Source organism: Lactobacillus rodentium (assembly GCF_003423665.1).
Taxonomy (GTDB): Bacteria; Bacillota; Bacilli; order Lactobacillales; family Lactobacillaceae; genus Lactobacillus; species Lactobacillus rodentium.
On record NZ_BFBY01000002.1, the window covers coordinates 28387 to 49821 of the forward strand.

Here is a 21435-nt window from a genome sequence, read left to right on the forward strand (position 1 = left end):
CCACTCCTGCTTTATTTCTCATCCTCAAAATGGAATCCTTGCCAACAAGTACATCTTACAAAATGATTTGGTTCTACTTCATGAATCCTTGGATTATCTTCATGAGCTGAAGCTGGAATCCAAGGAATTCTTGCTGCAAAACGATCACCAGAGCGAGGCATATTCTTTAATGAAGGAACAGTCCCTTGAATTACGTGTAATTCTTCATCATTACTATCAGTTTGTGGCATTGAATGTAATAATGATCTGGTATATGGATGCAATGGATTAGAGAAGATAGTTTTCACATCTGCCTTTTCTACAATTTGTCCTGCATACATTACTGCTACTTGGTCTGCAGTTTCTGCAACTACTCCTAAATCGTGAGTAATTAAAATGATTCCTGAGTGCGTCTCTTTTTGAATTTCCTTTAGTAAATCCAAAATTTGAGCCTGAATAGTAACATCCAAAGCAGTAGTAGGTTCATCAGCAATAATAATTTCAGGTTTGCAAGCAATCGCAATTGCGATCACAACACGTTGACGTAATCCACCAGATAATTCATGTGGGTACATACTATACATTTCTTCTGGACGAGGCATACCGACTTGATTAAAAAGTTCAATTACCCGATCATGTCGTTGCTTTTCATCCATATCAGTATGATAATACAAAGTTTCAGCAACTTGATCACCAACCCGCATTAAAGGATTAAGAGAAGCTAGAGGATCTTGAAAAATCATGCCAATACGTTTACCACGGATTTGATTAAAGAGCTTATCATTTAAGCCGACTAAATTTAATTCATTATATAAAATATCTCCAGTTACTCTAGTATTTTTCTGGTCATATAAACCAATGATACTTGAGGCAATCGTACTTTTACCAGAGCCTGACTCACCAACAATGGCCAAAATTTCATCTCGTTTTAGTCTCAAATTAATATCATCAGCTGCATCATAGAACTTTCCTTGCAAACGATAGGCAGTATGCAAATGTTCGATGTCTAATAATACATCAGTTTGTTTGTCCAAAGTTCATTCTCCTCTCAACCCTTTTTGAATATAAAATTAAAAGTCAATTAGATTCTTAATTAATGCTCTCATTATATATAAAAAAAACCACCAATTCAATGATTTCACAAACATTTTTCATTAATTGGTAGTTTTTTCTTAATCTATTTCTTACTTTTAAAATCAAATTAACTTTGATGTGACTTAATATAAGCAACTGCTTCTCCCACAGTAGCTAATTTTTCGGCATCTTCATCAGGAATTTCTTCTCCAAAAGTATCTTCTAAATCCATGACGAATTCTACAAAATCAATTGAATCGGCATCCAAATCATTTTGGAAATTCAAATCATTAGTAATTTTATCACGATCAAATTCAAAACGATCAGCAATCATATCAGCAATCTTATTAAAAATTTCTTCTTCAGTCATTGTTTTTCTCCTTTTACTTCTTATTATCTTTAAATAATTCAGTATATTTAGCAACTAAATTTTGATCAAGCATTTTATCCACTTGCTTAAAGGCGTAATAAATAGTAGTTGCATCTGACCGGCCATGGGGCTTAACTACAATACCATTAACTCCTAATAAAACCGCACCACCATAACGTTTAGTATCAAAACGTTTGGCTAAATTTCTAAGAGCTGGTTTAGCAAGGCCCGCACCAATTTTAGGTATTACTCCACTATTTAATAATGAATCTTTTAACATATGTAAGATAACTGTGGCAGTTCCTTCAATCGCTTTGAGAACAGCATTACCGGTAAAACCATCAGTTACAACGACATCGGCTTTACCCTCCATCAATTCATTACCTTCAATATTTCCAGTAAAATTCAAATCTGTCTCTGATAAAAGTTTATATGCTTCTTGGTGCATTGGATCCCCTTTATCATCTTCAGCACCATTATTTAACAGAGCTACTTTGGGATTTTTAATATTACGAATTTTTTCAGCATAATAGTTTGCCATTTGAGCCCATTGCACTAAATAACTTGCTTTACTTTGTGCATTAGCTCCAACATCAATAATATTAAAGCCTTGTTCGCCCTTTTGACTCGGCATCGTGGGCATTAAAGCTGGACGATCTACGCCCTTAATGCGACCAATGATAAAGATTCCACTAGAAAGTAAAGCTCCTGTATTACCTAAAGACACTAAGGCATCAGCCTTCTTATCTTTGACATAATTAGCTGCTACTACCATGGAAGAATCTTTTTTGCGACGAATTGCTTTTACGGGCTCATCACTATCAGCGATTACTTCAGTTGTATTAACAAATTCTACTTGCTTAAAGTCATCGTCTTTTGGAAAAGCACCCTTAACCTTTTGTTCATCGCCAAATAAGATAAAAGTTACATTAGGTAATTCTTTACGGGTTTTAATAACTGCATCTACAATAGCTTGCGGTGCATGCTCTCCGCCCATTGCATCTACGGCAATTCTTTTCATCACTATATCTCCTATAAACAAATTACTTAAAATAATTAATCACTATTTTGTAAGTCTTTGCTATATTTTAACACTTTATTTAAAAAGTCATATTCATAATTTTCTAAATTTGGATCTTTTTTAATTAAATTCCTTGCTTCTTTTTGAGCTGTTTGGAGAGCATTAAAATCTTGTACCACATCTCCAACTCTAAACTGCGGCAAGCCAGATTGTGCCTTACCAAAAATATCACCTTCACCACGAAGTTTGAGATCTTCTTCTGCAAGTTTAAACCCATCAGAAATATTAGCAATAATTTCCATGCGCTTTTTTCCCACTTCTGTTTTGGGATCACTAACAAAGATACAATAACTTTGGGTTTGGCCACGTCCAATTCTACCGCGTAACTGATGCAATTGACTTAGGCCAAACCGATCAGCATTAAAAATAATCATCATATTAGCATTAGGAACATCCACTCCTACTTCAATAACGCTGGTTGTCACCAAAATATCAATTTTTTTGTCTGCAAAAGCATCCATAATTTGATTTTTTTCTTCACCAGACATCCGACCATGAAGTAAAACAACATTTTGCTCTTTAAAGTATTGAGCAAGTTTTGCTTGAAGTTCTTCCGCATTTTTTAAATCAGTCGTTTCGGATTCACTAATTAAAGGAGTAACTACATAAATCTGAAATCCTTGATCTAATTGACGTTGCATTTGGGTTAATACTTCACGCAGTTTATTAGAAGTTATCCACGATGAAATTATTGGTTTTCTTCCCTTAGGTAATTGATGAATTGAAGAAACGTTCATATTACCGTAAACTGTCAAAGCCAAAGTTCGTGGAATCGGCGTAGCTGTCATCGCAAGAATATCAGGCTGATTCCCTTTTTGAATTAACTTATTGCGCTGATTAACTCCAAAACGGTGTTGTTCATCAATAATTACTAATCCTAAGTTTTTAAATTCAACTGGATCTTGGATTAAAGCATGGGTACCAATAACCACATTAATTGTCCCATCTGCTAATTCACGATAGATTTCTTTTTTCTCTAGTTCTTTAGTATCACCAGTTAATAAAGCAACCCTTACTCCCAACTGACTTAGCATCTCATTAATTTTATCAAAGTGCTGTTGTGCTAAAATTTCGGTCGGTACCATTAAGGTAGCCTGATAACCAGCAGTTACCACAGCATAAATAGCAAAAACAGCAACAATTGTTTTTCCAGCTCCTACATCCCCCTGGAGTAAGCGCCGCATTTGACGTGATGAGTGAAGATCAGCAAAAATTTCATTTACTACCTTTTTTTGATCATCAGATAATTCAAAAGGTAATAAGTTAATTAATCTTTTTATTTCTTTGAGATCATACTTCTTTGCTTCACCTGGAGCTTCATCATCTTGCTGATTGAGCATTTGCGCTAACTGAACTTGAAATAGGAAAAATTCTCGAAAAATTGCACTTCGTTTAGCTTTTCTTGCCATCATACTATTTTTGGGATGATGTAAATCTTGAACAATCGCTTGATCTGTCTCTAATTTATATTTAGTGCGCACTTCTGGAGGAACAATATTTCCTAATAAAGGCAAATAATCTGTTATTGCCAAATCTATTAATTCTTGCAGCTTTTTTTGCTTAATATGCCGATTAAGGGGATAAATTGGCTCCATCGCCGCTCCCTCTTTTTTTTCAGCTACGAATTTAAAGGCACTGAGAGATTGACGATTTACATTATATTTGCCATATATGGCTACTTCTTTACCAAGTTCAATCTTATCTTTTAACCAAGGCCGATTAAAAAAATTGACCATGACAACATCATGGTCAATTTTGATTTTAAAGCTAAGACGACTTTTTTTGTAGCCAAATCTACTAACATAAGGCTCAGTAACAACTATTCCCTTTAAAAGAGTCTTTTGTCCATCCATTAATTGATCAAGGGGCAAGGTTTCCAAATCGTTATAACGAAAAGGAAAATACATTAGTAAATCGTAAATACTTTTAATTCCTAACGAAGCCAATCCTTGGGCAGTCTTGTCTCCAACTCCCTTTAAAACTGTTACTGGTGCAAACAAGTCTTTTTCTTGAGCTATAGTATTCATTTTATTCCACAGAAACTAAGAAGTAATAAACTGGTTGACCACCATCATGTACTTCAAATTCTAAATCATCATCGTCACTAACTGCTTTGATTTTTTCAATAACTGCTTCAGCATCTTTCTTAGTAGCGTCACTACCATACATCACAGTAATGATTTCACTATCTTCATCAAGCATTTTTTGAATCATTTCAACAGTAGTGTTAATTAGGTCAGGATTATCAACTGCAATCTTGCCATCAATAATACCTAAGAAGTCATCTTTATGTACTTGAATATCATCAATTTCAGTATCACGAATTGCCTTTGTTACTTCACCTGATTTTACTGTATCCAGATCTTCAGACATTGCTTCAACATTCTCATCAACATCAGCATCTGGATCAAAGGAAAGCATAGCAGTTAAACCTTGGGAAATGGTCTTAGTTGGAACAATTCCTACTGGAATATCAGCAAGCTCGGCTGCTTGTTTTGCAGCCATCACAATATTACCGTTATTAGGTAAAATAATCGCTTTCTTTGCCCCAGACTTCTTAATTGCATCAAGAATATCTTGAGTTGAAGGATTCATTGTTTGACCACCCGAAATAATGCGGTTAACACCTTCACTCTTAAATAATTCACGAATACCATGACCAGAAGCAACCGCAATTACGGCAAAATCAACAGCTTCTTCTTGTTCATCATGATTTTCAACAATAGTTTCATGTTGAATTCGCATATTATCAATCTTTATCTTGCCTAATTTTCCAAATTGTTTACCGTAAGTAAATACTTCAGCTGGATGTTCAGTATGAACATGGACTTTAGCCACTTCGCCGTCAGAAACAGCTAATAAAGAATCTCCTAATTCAGATAAGTGCTTTCTAAATTCATCTAGATCAAATTTCTTTTTATCTGGTACATCAGCAGCCAAGTCAACCATAATTTCAGTACAGTAACCATTCTTGATATCACTAGTAGCTAACTGTACTTGTGCAGATTCTGCTTGATGATGAGCGGCATTAATTAGCTCGTCCATTTCAGTATCATCTAATTGATACTCATTATCCTTTTCACCAAGTAAGCCTTCTAAGAATCCTTGATAAATAAAGACTAAACCTTGACCACCAGAGTCTACTACTCCTACTTGTTTTAAAACTGGTAACAAATCAGGAGTTGTCTTTAAAGCTTTACGTGCTCCGTCAACTACTGCACGCATTACTTCACTGACATCATCAGTTTCAGCAGCCTTATTTTTACCTGATTCAGCAGCCACTCGAGCCACGGTTAAGATAGTTCCTTCAACTGGCTTCATTACAGCCTTGTAAGCTGAAGCAACACCATTAGAAAATGCAGTTGCTAGATCTGTGGCAGTCAAAGTATCTAAATCTTCAGTAGCCTTATAAAAGCCACGGAAAAGTTGAGAAGTAATTACTCCAGAGTTACCTCTTGCACCCATCAACATTCCCTTTGACAATGCTTCAGTTAAATCACCAATGCGATCACTATCACATTCATTTACTGCTTTTGCACCACTAGTAACGGTTAAGTTCATGTTTGTTCCAGTATCACCATCAGGAACTGGAAATACATTTAATTTATCAACAAATTCAGCATTCTTGCTTAAACGATGAGATGCTGAACGGACCATATCTTTAAATTGTTGACCTGTAATTTCGGTTAATACCACTATGTCTTCCTCCAAATAAGCACTATTCGTCTAAAACTTTAACGCCTTGTACGATTACGTTAACTGATTTCGCTTTAATGCCTAAAAGATGTTCGAGATTATATTTTACACTATCTTGTACATTGCGGCTAACCTCGGAAATTTTAAGACCGTAACCAACAATAATATAAACATCGACAATAATTTGATTATCTTTTGATTTAATTACTACACCACGACGGTAGTTTTCCTTATTCAAAATAGTAAAAGCACCATCACGGATAGTATTTTTAGATGCCATTCCTACTACACCATAATTAGATGTAGCGGCACCTCCAACTACAGTAGCAATCACATTATTAGAAATATCAATTAATCCATATTTAGCTTTAATTTTTACTGCCATAATTTCCTCCATTTCTGAAGAATACTTTTCTATATTTATTTTAACATAGCATAATTAACATCAAAGTACCAACTTTAACAATTAAAGAAAAAGCAGATATATCTTAATAAGATATTGAAATCAATTTAAGGGTATGATAACCTAATAAGGTACTAACAACCGATATAAAAGGAGGGTTTAGCACAAATGGCAAAAGACTTTATTACTGGCCGCAAGACCACTTTCGGTAACAAGCGTTCAAAGGCTTTGAACTCTACTAGACGTTCATGGAAGCCAAACCTTCAAAAAGTTCGCATTCTTGTCAATGGCAAGCCAAAGCGTGTTTGGGTTTCTGCAAAAGCATTGAAATCAGGTAAGGTTACCCGAGTTTAATTAAAGATTATAAAAAAAGCAGGTTAATAACCTGCTTTTTTTATTTGGCTATATTGCTAAAACGATCCTTATCACATGAATAGATTGCAATTACTTCTCCTTTATCAAAGGAAACTTCTATTTTATTTTGACCAATAAATTCATTTGAAGAAAACATGTGTGGCACAGTAGTATTAAATGATTTTAAAGGATATTTAGCACCAATGATATTGAGATTCTTAACTGGAGTTAAATTAGCCAGGCCTAAATAAGAATACGAAAGAATTGGAAACAGACTATTCATTCTCGGTTTTAGAAAAAGAATTAAATTTTGTTGATCAATAATTCTAATGCGGTCGTTATACTTAGCTAAAGGTGGATTTAAAAAAGTAAAAATATTTACAAAAAAATGATCTAGCCTTCCACCAGTAGCACCATAAAGATCCACTTGTTCAATCTGATAATCTTCAAATAAAGTTAACAATAACAATTCTGAATCTGTTTCATCTTTTGCTGGTGGCGCATAACGAATATCAGCAACACTTTTTTCGATTTGCCCTAATTCAAAATCACGAAGTGAATCAAAATCTCCCATTGCTAAATCTGGAATAATTCCTAATTCTAACAAAAACAGACTTCCACGATCGCTACTAGCAATCATAATGCCAGAGTTCTTGGCTTTGACTAACTTTTCTTTTAAATTAGGTGGCCAATTCTCAGTTGGCCCTCCTAAAACTGCAATTGCTTTTTTCATACTAAAATATTCTCTAGTTTTAGAATTTGTTGCGCAATTGGACCCTTTTTAAAGATAAAAGAACCAGCCACAAAAATATCTGCCCCTGCATTTTTAGCTATTTCTGCCGTGTGATCATCTATCCCACCATCAACTTCAATTTTAATATTTTTACCACTAGCAGTAATTAATTCTTTGACCTGACTAATTCTTTCATCAGAATCTGGTCTAAAACTTTGACCACCAAAACCTGGCTTGACTGTCATAACTAAAATTTGGTCAACTAGATCTAAGTAAGGCTTAATTTTTTCAACAGGGGTTTCAGGATTAATTACTAATCCTGCTTTTACATTATGATCTTTTAAGTAATTAAGCCACTTTTCTACTTGATCAGTTGCTTCATAATGAAACTCTACTAAATCTGCTCCGGCTTTTACAAAAGCAGGAATTGTAACATCTAAATTATTACTCATTAAGTGAATCTCTGCTTCAATATTAGGAAAGGCTTCTTTAAAATCTTTTACTAATTCTGGACCATAAGATAAATTAGGTACAAAATGACCATCCATAATATCAATATGAAATCTCTTAATTCCTGTATCAATGGCTTCTTGAATATCACTACCTAAATTCATGTTATCGGCATTCAAAATTGATGGTGCAATTTTACTCATATCTTAATTCCTCTTATTTTAAATAATCAGGCATTCTCTTATCCTGAATTTCTTGTCTAATTTTTAAATAATCATCATAACGACTTTGCGCAATTTCTCCGGCTTTAACCAACTTTTTCACTTCACATTTTGGTTCTTGCAGGTGCTGACAACTCCTAAATTTACACTTTGCACTTGCCTTTTTAAATTCATAAAAATCATTAGCCAATTCATCAAGTTTAATTTTATAAAGATCGACCGCAGAAAAACCAGGAGTATCTGCGATATAGCCCTTTCCATATTTAAATAATTGTACTTGACGCGTTGTGTGTTTTCCTCGATTCAAGGCATAAGAAATTTGTCCCGTTGCTTGATTAGCCTCTTTTTCTAACTGATTAAGTAGAGTTGACTTGCCAGCGCCTGATTGACCAGCCAAGGTCCAAATTGCATCTTTCTTGATTAATTCTGGTAAGTCTTTTTCTAATTTATTACCATCAGTGAAAACTGGATAACCAATTTTTTCATAGTAGGACAATTCCTCTTTAATTTTCACTAGTTGTGCAGCAGGAGTAATATCAGTTTTCGATAGGTAAATTGTTACTCCGATATTTTTCCAAGCAAAAAATGTTAAGTAACGATCTAATAATTCCAGAGAAAAATCAGGTTCTACTGCTGAAATAACTAATAATACCTGATCTACATTAGCTACAGCTGGGCGACCAATTTCATTTTTTCGGGGTAAAATTTCTACTAAATAGTTCATCCCTTGTTCATCTAATTGAACAATGACATGATCTCCTACTAATGGCTTTTGTTTCCGGTTACGAAAAACGCCACGCGCTCGAGAGCGAATGGCGCCTTTTTTAGTTTCAACATCATAGTAGCCTGAAATTACGCTGATTACAATTCCTTCTATTTTTTCAAGCATTATTTATTAATATCCTCATCTAAAATAGTATTACCATCTCTTTCAATTCTAATATGGCCATTGCCTTTACTCAAATTAAAAGGAATAGTAAATGTTTGATCTTGGGTAATTACTTGATCACGGTAAATATTATTCAAACTATGGTTAGCATCAGAAATATAAATTTGGATATGATTACCCTGATTACTACCATCACTTGCTTGGTAAGGAACAGTAAATGCTTTAGTTACCTCATCATTATCTGACGAAGTATCTTCGTCACTCGTGTCGCCGTCCTTACCTTTTGAAATTACTAAATGAATTTTTGATCCTTTTTTCACTCGCGTACCTGGTGCTGGATCTTGTCGCATTACTGTACCCTTTTGAGCAGAATCAGAATTTTCTTCACTAATATCTAAACTTAAATCATTATCTTTAGCATAGTCTTGTGCCCCTTTTAGGGTATAGCCTGTTAAATCTCGTAATTTTACTTCATCTTTTGAAGCTCTAGCTTTACCTGTAGAAACAAATAAAGTAATAGTTGTTTTATTTGCCTGTACTTTTTTGCCAGGTGTTACATCTTGAGAAATAACGGTATTTTTAGGGATAACAGCATCTGGTTGATTAACCTTAGATACTTTAAATCCAGCCTTAATTAATCTCTTTCGAGCACTCGTATAATTTTCACCAGCCACATCTGGAACTGTTTTTAATTTTGCACCACGAGAAATTATTAGATCAACTGTTTGTCCATTTTTAACTGTAATTCCAGTTTGAGGGTCAGTACTTATAATTCGACCCTTTTTAACCTTATCTGAATATTGGTATTTATCTTTTCCAATTTTTAAGCCACGAGCCAAAAGGCTTTGTCTTGCATCACTTTCACTTAAATTGTTTACGTTAGGTACAGTTACATCATCTTTACGACCTAAAGCAAAAATCAAAATTAACATAATGCTTAAAAAGGCAATCCCAGCTCCTAGCCACCACCATTTATGGTTTTTAATATTTTCCCATAATGTTGGTGAATTGCTATTTTCTTTGTCTTTATCAGCAATTTTTTGTGTATTTTGGACTGAGCCATCCATTTGGGGTAAAACAATCGTATTATCTTTATTAGGATCAAATTTAGGCTCAAAAACTGGCTCATTGCGACGACTAGGATCTAAACTAGTATCCAAATCCTGCTTCATTTCCATCACAGAATGATAACGATCCCGCGGATCTTTAGCAGTTGCTTTAAATACTACATTTTCTAAGGCCTGCGGAATATCTGGGTTTTGTTTTCGAAGTGAAGGAGTAGTTTCTTGGAAATGTTTCAAAGCTACTGCAACGGCATTTTCTCCACCGAAGGGAACTTGTCCCATTAACAATTCATACAAAATAATACCTAAAGAATAAATATCAGATTGAATGGTTGCACGATTCCCACGCGCTTGTTCTGGCGACATATAATGTACTGAACCAATGGCGGTATTAGTTTGACTCATAGTACTTTGATTTAAAGCCACAGCAATTCCGAAATCAACGATTTTGATATTACCTTTTTTATCTATCAAAATATTTTGTGGTTTTAAATCTCGGTGAATCACATGATGCTTATGAGCTAGTGCCATAGCCGATAAAATTTGATCCATAATCGCAATTACTTTTGGTAATGGAATAGGATTATTTTTTTGAATATATTGTTCTAGATCTGGGCCTTCAACATATTCCATGACCAAATAATGGCGATTATGGTCACTACCAACATCTAAAATTGAAACAATATTGGGATGACTTAATTCACTAGTGGCACGTGCTTCTCTTTTAAATCTTTCAATGGTCTTAGGATCTTTTTGTAAGTCTAATCTTAAAATTTTAACTGCAACTTTACGCTTGAGAATGATATCTTCTGCTAAATAGACATTAGCCATCCCACCCTCACCCAGTAAAGTAAGGATTTTATAGCGACCGCCAATTAAGTAGCCCTTATCAAACACTAGTGTTCAGCCTCCTTTTCGGTGTAGGCAATTAAACAAACTGTGATATTATCGCCACCACCTAATCGGTTGGCTTCATTAATTAACTTATTACATCTTTCCTTCAAAGTTAGATTTTTAGTTGCGAGAATTTGTTGAATTTGTAAATCAGTTAACGAATTTGTTAAACCATCAGTACATAAAAGAAAAATATCACCAGCGTGAACTTCTAAAGTATTAAACTCAGGATTAACTGTACTTGATACGCCTAATGTTTCAGTAATAATATTTTTTTGAGGATGATTACGAGCTTCTTGTTCAGTAATCTGTCCCATTTTGACTAATTCATTTACTAAAGAATGATCTTGAGTAATTTGTTTAAAATTTTTATTACCATAAATATAAGCACGAGAATCGCCTAAATGAGCAACTAAAATCTTTTCAGCAAAAGCAATTGCTAAAACAACAGTAGTCCCCATTCCATTCAAATCTGCAAAACGATCTGCAGTATTTAAAATAATATCATTTTCCAATTTTAATTGGACCAAAAGCCATTTTTGGGCTAATTCAGCATTAGTAAAATCAGTTTTTTCAAATGCGTGTCCCAAATGACTAACTGCCATTGTAGAAGCAACATCACCACCTTGGTGACCACCCATTCCATCACAAACAATTCCCATTACAATATTGTTTTGATTCTTAAAAACTTTAACAAAGTCTTGATTTGTCTCTCTTACTCTTCCGATACTTGAGGCAAAAGCTGTTTTAATCAAAATAATTAACCTCGTTTTTTAAATTTAGCAATAAAAAAGCCATCGCTATTAAATTCATCTGGTAATATTTTAACAAAATCTTGCTTAGGTAAATTACCAACCTTAATTGGAACTAATTCAAAATCAGCATGATTCTTCAAAAAAGCTGCAACCACATCTTCATCTTCTTCTTTAGTAATCGTACATGTAGAATAGACTAATTCCCCACCTGGTGCAAGTAAAGGTGCGATGTGATTCAAAATGTCTTTTTGAATTTTACTTAAATTTTTTATATCAGCTAATTTTTTATCATATCTAATTTCTGGTTTTCGTCTAATTAAGCCAAGTCCAGAACAGGGAGCATCTACAAGAATTTTATTAAAAGTTCCGGAAGTAAAATGATCTTGCGCCTTGCGTGCATCAAGTGCTACTGTTTTTACTTTATCACTTACTCCAAGACGTTGAGCAGCTTTTTTTACTAAAGCTAATTTATTTTCATGAATATCTGATGCTGTTACATTTCCAGTAGTCAATTGTTCGGCAATTTGTACTGTCTTGCCCCCAGGAGCGCTACAGGCATCGAGCACTTTTTCATTGCCCTTAAAATTAAAAGCATCTACTGCTAAAGAAGCAGCACTATCTTGAATCGTAATTTTTCCCTCTTTAAATAAGTCGGATTTTGCGACATTACCATGCTCAATTAATAAATTATGATCAGTTAATTTAGAAGGCAAGGTTTTTATCTTTTCTTTTGCTAATTGATCAGCAACATCTGAGTGACTTAAATTAGAATCGGTAATTCTAATACTGGTTGCCGCTGGAATATTACTTGCGCTTAAAATACTTTTAGCTCGCTTTAAACCAAATAAATCAATAAAATATTCTACTAACCATTTTGGAAAAGAATATTTAATGCTTAAATACTCCTCTGTATTATTTTTATTTGGTAATAGTTCCCCCTGTCGATCTAGAGCACGTAAAATTCCATTCACCAATTTGTAACTACCAGAATTTCTTCCACTATAATTTTTAGCAAGTTTATTAGCCTCATCAAAAATTGCACTAGTTGGAATACGTTCCAAAAAGAAATATTGATAAGCCGACATTAAAAGCAGAGGATAAATAAATTTATCCTTTAACTTTGTTTTTATCAGTGGTTTTAGTTGATAATCTAAAAATATTTTATATTGAATAGTTCCATAAACTATCTTAGTAGTCAAAGCCTTATCTTTATCGCTTAACTTACTTTTTTCTAAAGCATTATTAAGTGCAATATTTGAATATGAATTTTGATTAAGTACCTTAATTAAGGTATCTAAGGCTACACTCCGAGCACTAGTCATCAATTATTTTTTCTCCGCTCTTAAACTTACTACCTTGTCCATTTACATAATCTCTAATTGGCATTCTCTTTTTGCCAGTTGGTTGAACTTCTAATAAATCTAATACCGTTCCATCTGCAAAGGCAATAGCAAAACGTTTTTTGTTAGTAACCAAACTACCTGGAGCAAGATCAGTTTTTTCATCACTAACTTTGGTTTGCCAAACTTTCATGCGTTTACCATCTACTAATATATAGGCACCAGGATCAGGATTTAATCCTCTCACTAAGTTATGTGCTTGTTGGGCCGTCATACTAGTTTTAATTTGTTCTTGTTCTTTTGAAATATTAGGTGAAAATACTACGCCCGCTTCATCTTGCTTAGTTCTAGTTACAGTACCATCAAGAAATTTAGGTAAAGTTTCTAATAAAAGATCGCGTCCCAGAACACTTAGTTTTTCAAAAAGACTGCCAGAAGTATCATCATCTTTAATTGACAAGCTGGCTTGTGCAAAAATATCACCAGCATCCATTTTTTTAACCATTTCCATAATTGAAATTCCAGTCTCTTTATCTCCGTTTAATAAAGAGTATTGGATTGGAGCACCACCGCGATATTTAGGAAGTAAAGATCCATGCACATTTACTGGAGCAATCTTAGCTGATTGTAAAAACTTGCTTGGTAAAAATTGGCCATAAGCTGCGGTAACAATAAAATCAGGTTGAATTTGCAACAACTCAGCTAATTCTTCTGAACCTGACAATTTTGCTGGTTGGTAAACTTTTAAATGATTGGCTAATGCAAGTTCTTTAACTGGGGATTGGTGAAGAACTTGTTTACGGCCTATTTTTTTATCAGGTTGTGTAACAACAGCCTTAATGTCATAGTTGGAATCTATTAATCCTTCTAAAACTGTGCGTCCAAATTCTGGTGTTCCTAAAAAAATTATTGATGGCATGTAACAACACTTCTTTCTAAATTATTCGTTCAGGTTCATTATCAATATAAACATTTAGACCCTGCTTTTTAATTTTTTGTGCCTCATCTTGGAGTTCATGCAAGATTGGGATTAATTTGTCTTCTTTCTTATATTTTACCAGTATTTGATAAAAATATTGATTCTTGATTTTTGCAATACTACTTGGAGTTGGTCCCAGAATAATGGTCGGTGCATGTAACTGCTCCATTAATTTTCTTTTAACCACAAAAGCAAACTTCGCTGCCGCTTGTTCATTTTTTGAAGCAATAGAAATTAAAATAGTATAAAAGAACGGTGGATAATTTCCTTGGTGTCGCACTACCATTTCTTTTTGATAAAAGCTTTCATAATCTTGATTCTGGGCTAATTGGATTGCATAATGCTCAGGATTATAGGTTTGAATCATTACTTCTCCCTTTTTGTCTGCACGACCAGCTCGACCAGACACCTGGGTCAAAAGATCAAATGTTTTTTCAGAAGCATTATAATCAGGAACTTGCAAGGAAGTATCGGCATTGATTACTCCCACTAGCGTCACATTGGGAAAATCAAGTCCTTTGGCAATCATTTGCGTACCTAGTAAGATATCAGCCTTACCTTCACCAAATTGATCAAGAATTTTTTTATAACTTCCTTTTCTTCTTGTCGTATCTACATCCATTCGGAGGATTTTACTAGCAGGAATTAATTCCTTTAACTCCTCTTCAACTTTTTGGGTTCCTGTACCCAAAAAACGAATTTTTGTTTCACCACATTTAGGACATTTGCGCGGAATTGGTTCCTTATGACCACAATAATGACATTCCATCATTCCTGTATCTTTATGCATTGTTAAAGAAATATCACAATTGGGACATTGCATCACATATCCACAAGACCGACAAAGCATAAAATTAGCGAATCCACGTCTGTTCAACAGTAAGATAACTTGCTCTTTTTTGGCAATTTTCTCTTTAATTTTATCTACTAACTCTACTGAAAGATCAAATTGACCACCTGCAAATTCAACATGCTTTAAATCGACCAGCTTCACTTCTGGGAGTGCTTTTTTATTTGCTCGCTGAGTTAACCTTAATAATTGATAGTTACCTTTTTGTGCTCGAGCACGACTAGCTAACGAAGGAGTTGCACTTCCTAAAACTACCGGACAGTTGTGGTATTTACTTCTTAATAAAGCCACATCACGCGCATGATAACGCGGATTATCTTCTTGCTTATAAGAAGATTCATGTTCTTCATCAATTATGATTAAGCCTATATTTTGTAAGGGAGCAAACACCGCACTACGTGCCCCAACTACTACTTGTGCCTCTCCACGACGAATTCTACGCCATTCATCATAACGTTCTCCAGTAGATAAGCCACTATGTAAAACTGCAACACTTGAACCGAATCTCGCTTTAACTTGCTCAACCATTTGGGGCGTTAAAGATATTTCAGGAACTAGCATTAAGGCATTACGCTTACTTGCCAAGGCTTTTTGGATGGCATGGAGATAAACTTCAGTTTTCCCACTGCCAGTTACACCCTCAAGTAAAAACGGTTGTGCCTTCTTAGCTGTAATAGCCTTATTTATTTCATTTAAAGCATTTTCCTGATCTTTATTCAACACAATATCTTTGGGGACGTTTTTAGTATCAACTTCAGCTAAAGGATCACGATAGGTTTCTTTTTTTGTTCTTTTTAACCAGCCTTTTTCTACCGCTTGTTTTAAAATTGCGCTATTTAAATGCAATTGCTCTTGTAACTCTTTACCGGTTTTGGGATAACTAGCAATATTATCGATAAGATCAGTGATTAATGCCAACTGATTAATAGCATTTTTTCGCAGCGAAGTTTTAATTTCTGGATAAACATGCGCGCCAAGATTAGGTTGATAAACAAATTCTTCTTTTTTCTTTGCCTTATTTTCAACTAAGTATTCAATTTTAGCCTTATTAGTTTTGATTAATTTTTTAATTTGAACGATTTTTTTAAGATCAGTTACTTCATCTAAATCAATTGGTTCTCCAGAAAACAGGTCTAATTGAGCTGTTGCTTTATCGATAGGCGTTAAAATTTTACGATAATTTGCTTTCATTACCCGTGGTAACATCGTTTGAAGTATAGTTATCCGATAGGAAAAAATTTTTTTAGCCAAAATAGCAGATAACTCAACTAATTCCGGTGTTAATGGTGGCATTTCATCAACAACTACTAAAAGATCTTTTAATTTTCCTTTATATTCTGTTTTATCAGTAATCCCAACCACAAATCCTTGGACCTTTCGACGTCCAAAAGGGACTACTACTCTAGACCCGACAGTTACATCAGTTAGTGCGGTTGGAATATTATATTCAAATATTCGATCTGTTTGCTTTGCAGCTACATCTACAATAACTTGTGCAATCATTTTCTCACCTATCAAAAAACCTCCATTGAAAAACAATGAAGGTTTAATGTTAAATATTAATCAATCTTTTCAAAGTGTTCAGGATCAATTGTTACCTTACCAGCTGCAATTTCTTCTAAAGCCTTACCAACTGCCTTAGCTGAATTATAATGAGTTAAAGCTCCTGGAGCACCTGCTTCTAATTCATGCGCTCTTTTTGCTGCTAAAACTGAAAGTGAATAACGTGAATCAACCTTAGCTAATAAATCATCAATTGATGGGTAAGTAATTCTCATAATTAATCCTCCTTAACCATATTTCTGTAATCATTAATGACTCTAGGAACACGGACATGTTCTGCTTCAACAATAGACTTAATGTGATCTACGGCATTAGCCACGGTATCATTAACAACTGCATAATCATAATCTTCCATCATTAGGATTTCTTTGCGTGCCTGTTGCATTCTTTTAGCAATCACTGCTGCAGAATCAGTTCCCCGATTTACAATTCTATCCTTCAATTCATGCAAATCTGGTGGTGTTAAGAAAATAAAGACTCCATCTGGCATTAACTTTCTTACCTGTCGTGCACCATTAACATCAATTTCTAAAAGAACATCTTTACCCTCATCAAGTAACTTCTTAACTGGGGCCAATGGTGTTCCGTAATGATGACCAACATATTCATTATATTCTAGTAATTCATTATTTTTAATTGCTTCTTGAAAACGTTCTTCAGAAACAAAGAAATAATCTTTACCATCTTCTTCCCCTGGACGAGGTTTACGTGTGGTCATTGAAACTGAATATTCAAATGAAAAAGCTCTTTGCTTTACCATTGCACTTTTAACAGTACCCTTTCCGACACCAGAAGGGCCAGAAAGCACAATTAATAATCCTTGCTTTGCCATGATTGCTCCTAACGATAAATGTTAACATGATTATTTTGCATTAAATCGCCATCTAATGCAAGTTTAAGCCAAATTTTTTCAAAAATAAAATTTTTCTTGATTTTCAGAACGCTTGTTCGTATAATGATTATTGCAAACATTTGTTCGAGCTTAAAGGAGCCTAATAATGTCTTTTACTAAAAATTTACAATCTAAACTTAAAACCTCAGTTAAAAATATTTATCATCACTTTTTTGAATACGACTTATCAAAATTAACTACCCTAGGACAAGAACCAAGCTTAATCATTAGAAGACTTGAACATGCATTTTTCCAGCGTGAATTTGTCTTAATTACTTATCAAAATGGCAAAACTGAAATTGGTCAATTAATTGCTCGTTCTACTAATGGACGCTTTGTTCTTCGTTCTTACGATCACAAAGTTTATCGTTTAATCGATTTAACAACTATTTTTAATATTGAAGTAGCTTAAATAAAACTAATTTCTTGGCTCTTAAACAAAAAAACTTTAGGTTATTAACCTAAAGTTTTTTTATTTATCCTTAAAACTATTCATTAAATCAGCAGCATTTTGTTTTGCTGCAGCAGTAACATCCTGACCAGCCATCATTTTGGCAATCGCAGTTACCGCTTCCTCTTGACTCAAAGGACCAACTTGCGTGTAAGTGGCGCCATCTTCGACTTTCTTTTCAACCGAATAGCGTTGGTCACCAGCAGCAGCAACTTGAGGTGAGTGAGTAATAGCAATAACTTGTTTTTCTTGACCAATGGCATGCATTTTCTTTCCAATCGCAGCTGAAACACGACCGGAAACACCTGTATCGATTTCATCAAAAATCATTGTGCCAACTGGTTCTACTTTACTAAAGATTGCCTTTAGGGCAAGAATAAGTCGTGACTGCTCCCCACCGGAAACAATTTTAACCAAAGGCATTAATTCTTCACCAGGATTAGGAGCAATCATAAACGTCACTTCATCAAGACCAAGTTTGTTAAATTGACTACTCTGATTAATTCTAATTGCAAACCGGGCCTTTTCCATATATAGATCGGCTAGCTCATGCTTAATTTTTTCTTCTAAGTCATGTGCAACTTTTTCTCTTTCATTATGAAGCTCATTTGCTTCTAAACTCATTGTTTTTTCGAGTTCTTGTAATTCTTTTTGTAATTTACCTTCATCCAGACCGCCAGTTTCAAATTGATCCAATTCTCTTTGAACTTTTTCGTAAAACTTAAAAACTTCAGGCAAGGAAGGTCCATATTTCTTTTTTAAAGAATTCAAGGTATCAAGTCTGCTAGTAACAAATTTATATCGTTCTTCATCAAAATCCATACTATCGATTAAGGAAGATAATTCACTGCGAGCATCATTAAGGGAATAGACTCCATCATTAAAACTTTGGGTAAAATTTTCAAACTTTTTACCATACTCAGAAAGTTCTTCAGCCGCATTTTGCGCATCTCCCAATAAGGTAGCTAAACCATGATCGGCATCATCATACAATTGCATAAAATAATTGGCCGTATCGGCAATTTTTTGAAAATTACTTAATTCATTGAATTCTTCTTCAAGCGCTTCATCTTCATGGGGATCAACTAAATCAGCATTACTAAGTTCATTATTTTGAAATTCCAAAATATCTTGTCGTTGTGCTAATTCTTGGGCATCTTCTTTTAATTGATGAAGACGCTTATTCAAAGTCTGCCATTTTTGATAATGTTTTTGATAGGAAACTAATTTATTTTGAAAATTAACTGAAGCATAATTATCCACCAAATCAATTTGGCGATCAGGATCCATTAAAATTTGTTGATCATTTTGGCCATGAATATCAACTAAATTCTTCCCCAGTTCACGTAGAACATTAATAGTCGTTAGTTGACCATTAATTCTAACAACATTTCGTCCTTTAGCAGATAATTCGCGACTAATCACAATTTGTTTATCTTCACATGGTAAACCATATTGATCACAAATAGCCTTCACTTGTTCAAATTGGTCATCAAGTTCAAAAAGTCCAGTAATAATTGCTTTTTCTTCACCACTACGAATCATTTCATGTTGTGCCCGACTGCCTAACAACAATGAAACTGCATCAATAATAATTGACTTACCTGCTCCTGTTTCACCAATGATTACAGTCATATTTTCTTGAAAGCGAACTTTTAAAGCCTTAATAATTGCAAAATTTTTAATATCAAGTTCAACTAACATACTTTTCTCCTACAAACCTGCAACTGCCTTTTGTACTAAAGCTGTAATATCTCCTTGCCACAAATTTTGACCGGGATTAGTAGTATCTTTACCCAAATGAATTAAAAATTCAATGTTTCCCTTACCACCTTTAATTGGTGAATAATCTACTCCTAAAATATTAAAGCCAATTTTCATTGCTTCTTGCATGGTATGAGCAATTACATCATGATGCACTTGATGGTCATGAACTATGCCATGTTTTCCAACGTTTTCTGGACCAGCTTCAAATTGTGGTTTAATTAGGCAAACTGCATCACACTGATCAGCTAAAATTTCATACATTGGAGGCATAATCAAATCTAACGAAATAAACGAAACATCAGTCATCGCAAAAGTTGGTCGGCCTTCAGTAAAGTCTGCTAACTTACTAAAACGAAAATTTTGTTTTTCCATCACGACAACTTGAGGATTATCGCGTAATTTCCAGGCTAATTGGTTGTACCCTACATCTAGTGCATAGACCATTTTAGCACCATTTTGTAGAGCAACATCGGTAAAGCCCCCAGTAGAAGCACCGATATCTAGACAGATTCGCCCTTGTAAATCAATCTTAAAAACTTGCAATGCTTTTTCTAATTTATAACCACCACGGGAAACATACTTTTTACCGTCTGATTTAATATAAAAAACTTCATCTTCATCAAACTTTTGTCCTGCCTTATCAATTCTCTGATGGTTATGATCACTAACTAAGCCTGCCATAATAGCTCTTTGAGCTGCAGTACGAGAATGAAAAAGATTTTGTTCAAATAGTAAAACATCTGCTCTTTTTTTACTCATTACAATACCTTCTGATATAAATCAAATAACTGAGCCAAGATTGGTTCATCAAATATTTTTAAGGCACTTCTTCCCTGATTTACTAAATCAATTAATTCTTGACGACTCTGATCAATTCCTAGCAGAGTTAAAGTATTATTTTTGCCTTCAGCTTCATCTTTGTGAGTAGCTTTACCAGCTTCTTGACTACTTTCAACTACATCTACTAAATCATCATAAATTTGATAGGAACGACCAAATGTGTAGGCAAATTGCTTCAAAGCTGCAATTTTATCTGCATTTTTTTCTTTTACTTTCGCAATTGCCATTTCTACACATGCCTGGAGTAAACAGCCGGTTTTTAGCCATTCCATTTGGGAAATAAATTCATTATTATCTTTAACAGAACTATTATTGGTAGAATCAATATCTAAATATTGACCACCGACCATTCCATTGGGTCCTACGGCCTGAGTAATAATTTCTACTTCAGTAATGTTTCTACTACCTTCAGCAATCCATTGAATACCTAAGGGCAATAAAGCGTCCCCGGCTAAAATTGCTTCAGCCTCACCCCATTTTTTGTGACTTGTTGGCATGCCACGACGATAATCATCGTTATCCATGGCTGGTAAATCATCATGAATTAAAGAATAAGTATGAATTAGTTCGATACCACAAGCTGTTTGTAAATCACTTGTTTCAATTTGGTGCCCTAATGTTTTTAAAGTAGCCAAGTAAATTAATGGCCGTAAACGTTTACCGCCAGCCATGACTGAATAAGCCATGATTTGACCAATTTTCTTATTATTAATGTCTTCTTTTAGATGAGTTTCTAAAAACTCATTAATTAAGGGCGTAAAATATTGACGAAATTCTGTTAGATTCATTT

21 protein-coding genes are annotated in these 21435 nt (G+C 34.3%); 2 read left to right on the plus strand and 19 right to left on the minus strand.

Annotated features, from left to right (window positions below; translation table 11 throughout):
* Positions 1 to 11 precede the first annotated feature (11 nt).
* The 6 genes from LrDSM24759_RS01435 to LrDSM24759_RS01460 all read right to left on the minus strand — a co-directional run bounded on the left by LrDSM24759_RS01435 (position 12) and on the right by LrDSM24759_RS01460 (position 6585).
* A complete protein-coding gene (locus LrDSM24759_RS01435; RefSeq protein WP_117117718.1) occupies positions 12 to 1013 on the minus strand; it encodes an ABC transporter ATP-binding protein in 1002 nt (333 codons plus the stop codon).
* Positions 1014 to 1180: 167 nt separating this feature from the next.
* Complete coding sequence (gene acpP / locus LrDSM24759_RS01440; RefSeq protein ID WP_117117719.1) at positions 1181 to 1423, minus strand: acyl carrier protein; 243 nt, start codon at positions 1421 to 1423, stop codon at positions 1181 to 1183.
* A gap of 13 nt (positions 1424 to 1436) precedes the next feature.
* The gene (gene plsX / locus LrDSM24759_RS01445; protein WP_117117720.1) at positions 1437 to 2444 is read right to left on the minus strand and encodes a phosphate acyltransferase PlsX; all 1008 of its coding nucleotides are present in this window, start codon (positions 2442 to 2444) and stop codon (positions 1437 to 1439) included.
* 35 nt (positions 2445 to 2479) lie between these two features.
* Complete coding sequence (recG, locus tag LrDSM24759_RS01450; protein WP_117117721.1) at positions 2480 to 4531, minus strand: ATP-dependent DNA helicase RecG; 2052 nt, start codon at positions 4529 to 4531, stop codon at positions 2480 to 2482.
* Position 4532: 1 nt separating this feature from the next.
* Positions 4533 to 6200, minus strand: coding sequence for a DAK2 domain-containing protein (fakA, locus tag LrDSM24759_RS01455; RefSeq protein WP_117117722.1), 1668 nt, complete (start codon positions 6198 to 6200; stop codon positions 4533 to 4535).
* A 22-nt stretch (positions 6201 to 6222) separates the two neighbouring features.
* Positions 6223 to 6585 (minus strand): Asp23/Gls24 family envelope stress response protein, encoded by a 363-nt coding sequence (locus tag LrDSM24759_RS01460; protein ID WP_117117723.1) that lies wholly within the window; start codon positions 6583 to 6585, stop codon positions 6223 to 6225.
* 186 nt (positions 6586 to 6771) lie between these two features.
* Here LrDSM24759_RS01460 and rpmB point away from each other — a divergent pair, with 186 nt between their 5' ends.
* The gene (gene rpmB, locus LrDSM24759_RS01465; RefSeq protein ID WP_117117724.1) at positions 6772 to 6957 is read left to right on the plus strand and encodes a 50S ribosomal protein L28; all 186 of its coding nucleotides are present in this window, start codon (positions 6772 to 6774) and stop codon (positions 6955 to 6957) included.
* A 40-nt stretch (positions 6958 to 6997) separates the two neighbouring features.
* On the opposite strand, the gene LrDSM24759_RS01470 is transcribed toward rpmB, so the two are convergent.
* From LrDSM24759_RS01470 to gmk, 10 genes are read right to left on the minus strand one after another with little or no spacing between them, the layout of a single operon-like run.
* Complete coding sequence (locus tag LrDSM24759_RS01470) at positions 6998 to 7690, minus strand: thiamine diphosphokinase (RefSeq protein WP_117117725.1); 693 nt, start codon at positions 7688 to 7690, stop codon at positions 6998 to 7000.
* Positions 7687 to 8343 carry a ribulose-phosphate 3-epimerase gene (rpe, locus tag LrDSM24759_RS01475; RefSeq protein ID WP_117117726.1) on the minus strand — a complete coding sequence of 219 codons (657 nt, stop codon included), beginning with the start codon at positions 8341 to 8343 and terminating at the stop codon, positions 7687 to 7689. Before rpe ends, LrDSM24759_RS01470 begins: the two co-directional genes overlap by 4 nt.
* Before the next feature lie 13 nt (positions 8344 to 8356).
* Positions 8357 to 9250, minus strand: coding sequence for a ribosome small subunit-dependent GTPase A (gene rsgA, locus LrDSM24759_RS01480; protein WP_117117727.1), 894 nt, complete (start codon positions 9248 to 9250; stop codon positions 8357 to 8359).
* Positions 9250 to 11211, minus strand: coding sequence for a Stk1 family PASTA domain-containing Ser/Thr kinase (gene pknB / locus LrDSM24759_RS01485; RefSeq protein WP_117117728.1), 1962 nt, complete (start codon positions 11209 to 11211; stop codon positions 9250 to 9252). The genes rsgA and pknB overlap by 1 nt, the downstream gene beginning before the upstream one ends.
* The gene (locus LrDSM24759_RS01490; RefSeq protein WP_117117729.1) at positions 11211 to 11963 is read right to left on the minus strand and encodes a Stp1/IreP family PP2C-type Ser/Thr phosphatase; all 753 of its coding nucleotides are present in this window, start codon (positions 11961 to 11963) and stop codon (positions 11211 to 11213) included. Before LrDSM24759_RS01490 ends, pknB begins: the two co-directional genes overlap by 1 nt.
* Positions 11964 to 11968: 5 nt before the next feature.
* Entirely contained in the window at positions 11969 to 13285 is a 1317-nt protein-coding gene (rsmB, locus tag LrDSM24759_RS01495) for a 16S rRNA (cytosine(967)-C(5))-methyltransferase RsmB (protein WP_117117730.1), read from the minus strand.
* Complete coding sequence (gene fmt, locus LrDSM24759_RS01500) at positions 13278 to 14222, minus strand: methionyl-tRNA formyltransferase (protein WP_117117731.1); 945 nt, start codon at positions 14220 to 14222, stop codon at positions 13278 to 13280. Before fmt ends, rsmB begins: the two co-directional genes overlap by 8 nt.
* Before the next feature lie 16 nt (positions 14223 to 14238).
* Positions 14239 to 16635, minus strand: a complete 2397-nt coding sequence (gene priA, locus LrDSM24759_RS01505) for a primosomal protein N' (protein WP_117117902.1) — start codon at positions 16633 to 16635, stop codon at positions 14239 to 14241.
* Between the two features lie 56 nt (positions 16636 to 16691).
* Positions 16692 to 16910 carry a DNA-directed RNA polymerase subunit omega gene (gene rpoZ, locus LrDSM24759_RS01510; RefSeq protein WP_117117732.1) on the minus strand — a complete coding sequence of 73 codons (219 nt, stop codon included), beginning with the start codon at positions 16908 to 16910 and terminating at the stop codon, positions 16692 to 16694.
* A 2-nt stretch (positions 16911 to 16912) separates the two neighbouring features.
* On the minus strand, positions 16913 to 17527 hold the full coding sequence (gene gmk, locus LrDSM24759_RS01515) for a guanylate kinase (RefSeq protein ID WP_117117733.1): 615 nt from the start codon (positions 17525 to 17527) through the stop codon (positions 16913 to 16915).
* 166 nt (positions 17528 to 17693) lie between these two features.
* Here gmk and LrDSM24759_RS01520 point away from each other — a divergent pair, with 166 nt between their 5' ends.
* Entirely contained in the window at positions 17694 to 17999 is a 306-nt protein-coding gene (locus LrDSM24759_RS01520) for a hypothetical protein (RefSeq protein WP_117117734.1), read from the plus strand.
* 60 nt (positions 18000 to 18059) lie between these two features.
* Here LrDSM24759_RS01520 and recN read toward each other — a convergent pair whose 3' ends face one another.
* From recN to LrDSM24759_RS01535, 3 genes are read right to left on the minus strand one after another with little or no spacing between them, the layout of a single operon-like run.
* Positions 18060 to 19742, minus strand: coding sequence for a DNA repair protein RecN (gene recN / locus LrDSM24759_RS01525; RefSeq protein WP_117117735.1), 1683 nt, complete (start codon positions 19740 to 19742; stop codon positions 18060 to 18062).
* Between the two features lie 9 nt (positions 19743 to 19751).
* Positions 19752 to 20564, minus strand: coding sequence for a TlyA family RNA methyltransferase (locus tag LrDSM24759_RS01530; RefSeq protein WP_117117736.1), 813 nt, complete (start codon positions 20562 to 20564; stop codon positions 19752 to 19754).
* The gene (locus LrDSM24759_RS01535) at positions 20564 to 21433 is read right to left on the minus strand and encodes a polyprenyl synthetase family protein (protein ID WP_117117737.1); all 870 of its coding nucleotides are present in this window, start codon (positions 21431 to 21433) and stop codon (positions 20564 to 20566) included. Before LrDSM24759_RS01535 ends, LrDSM24759_RS01530 begins: the two co-directional genes overlap by 1 nt.
* Between the last annotated feature and the right edge of the window lie 2 nt (positions 21434 to 21435).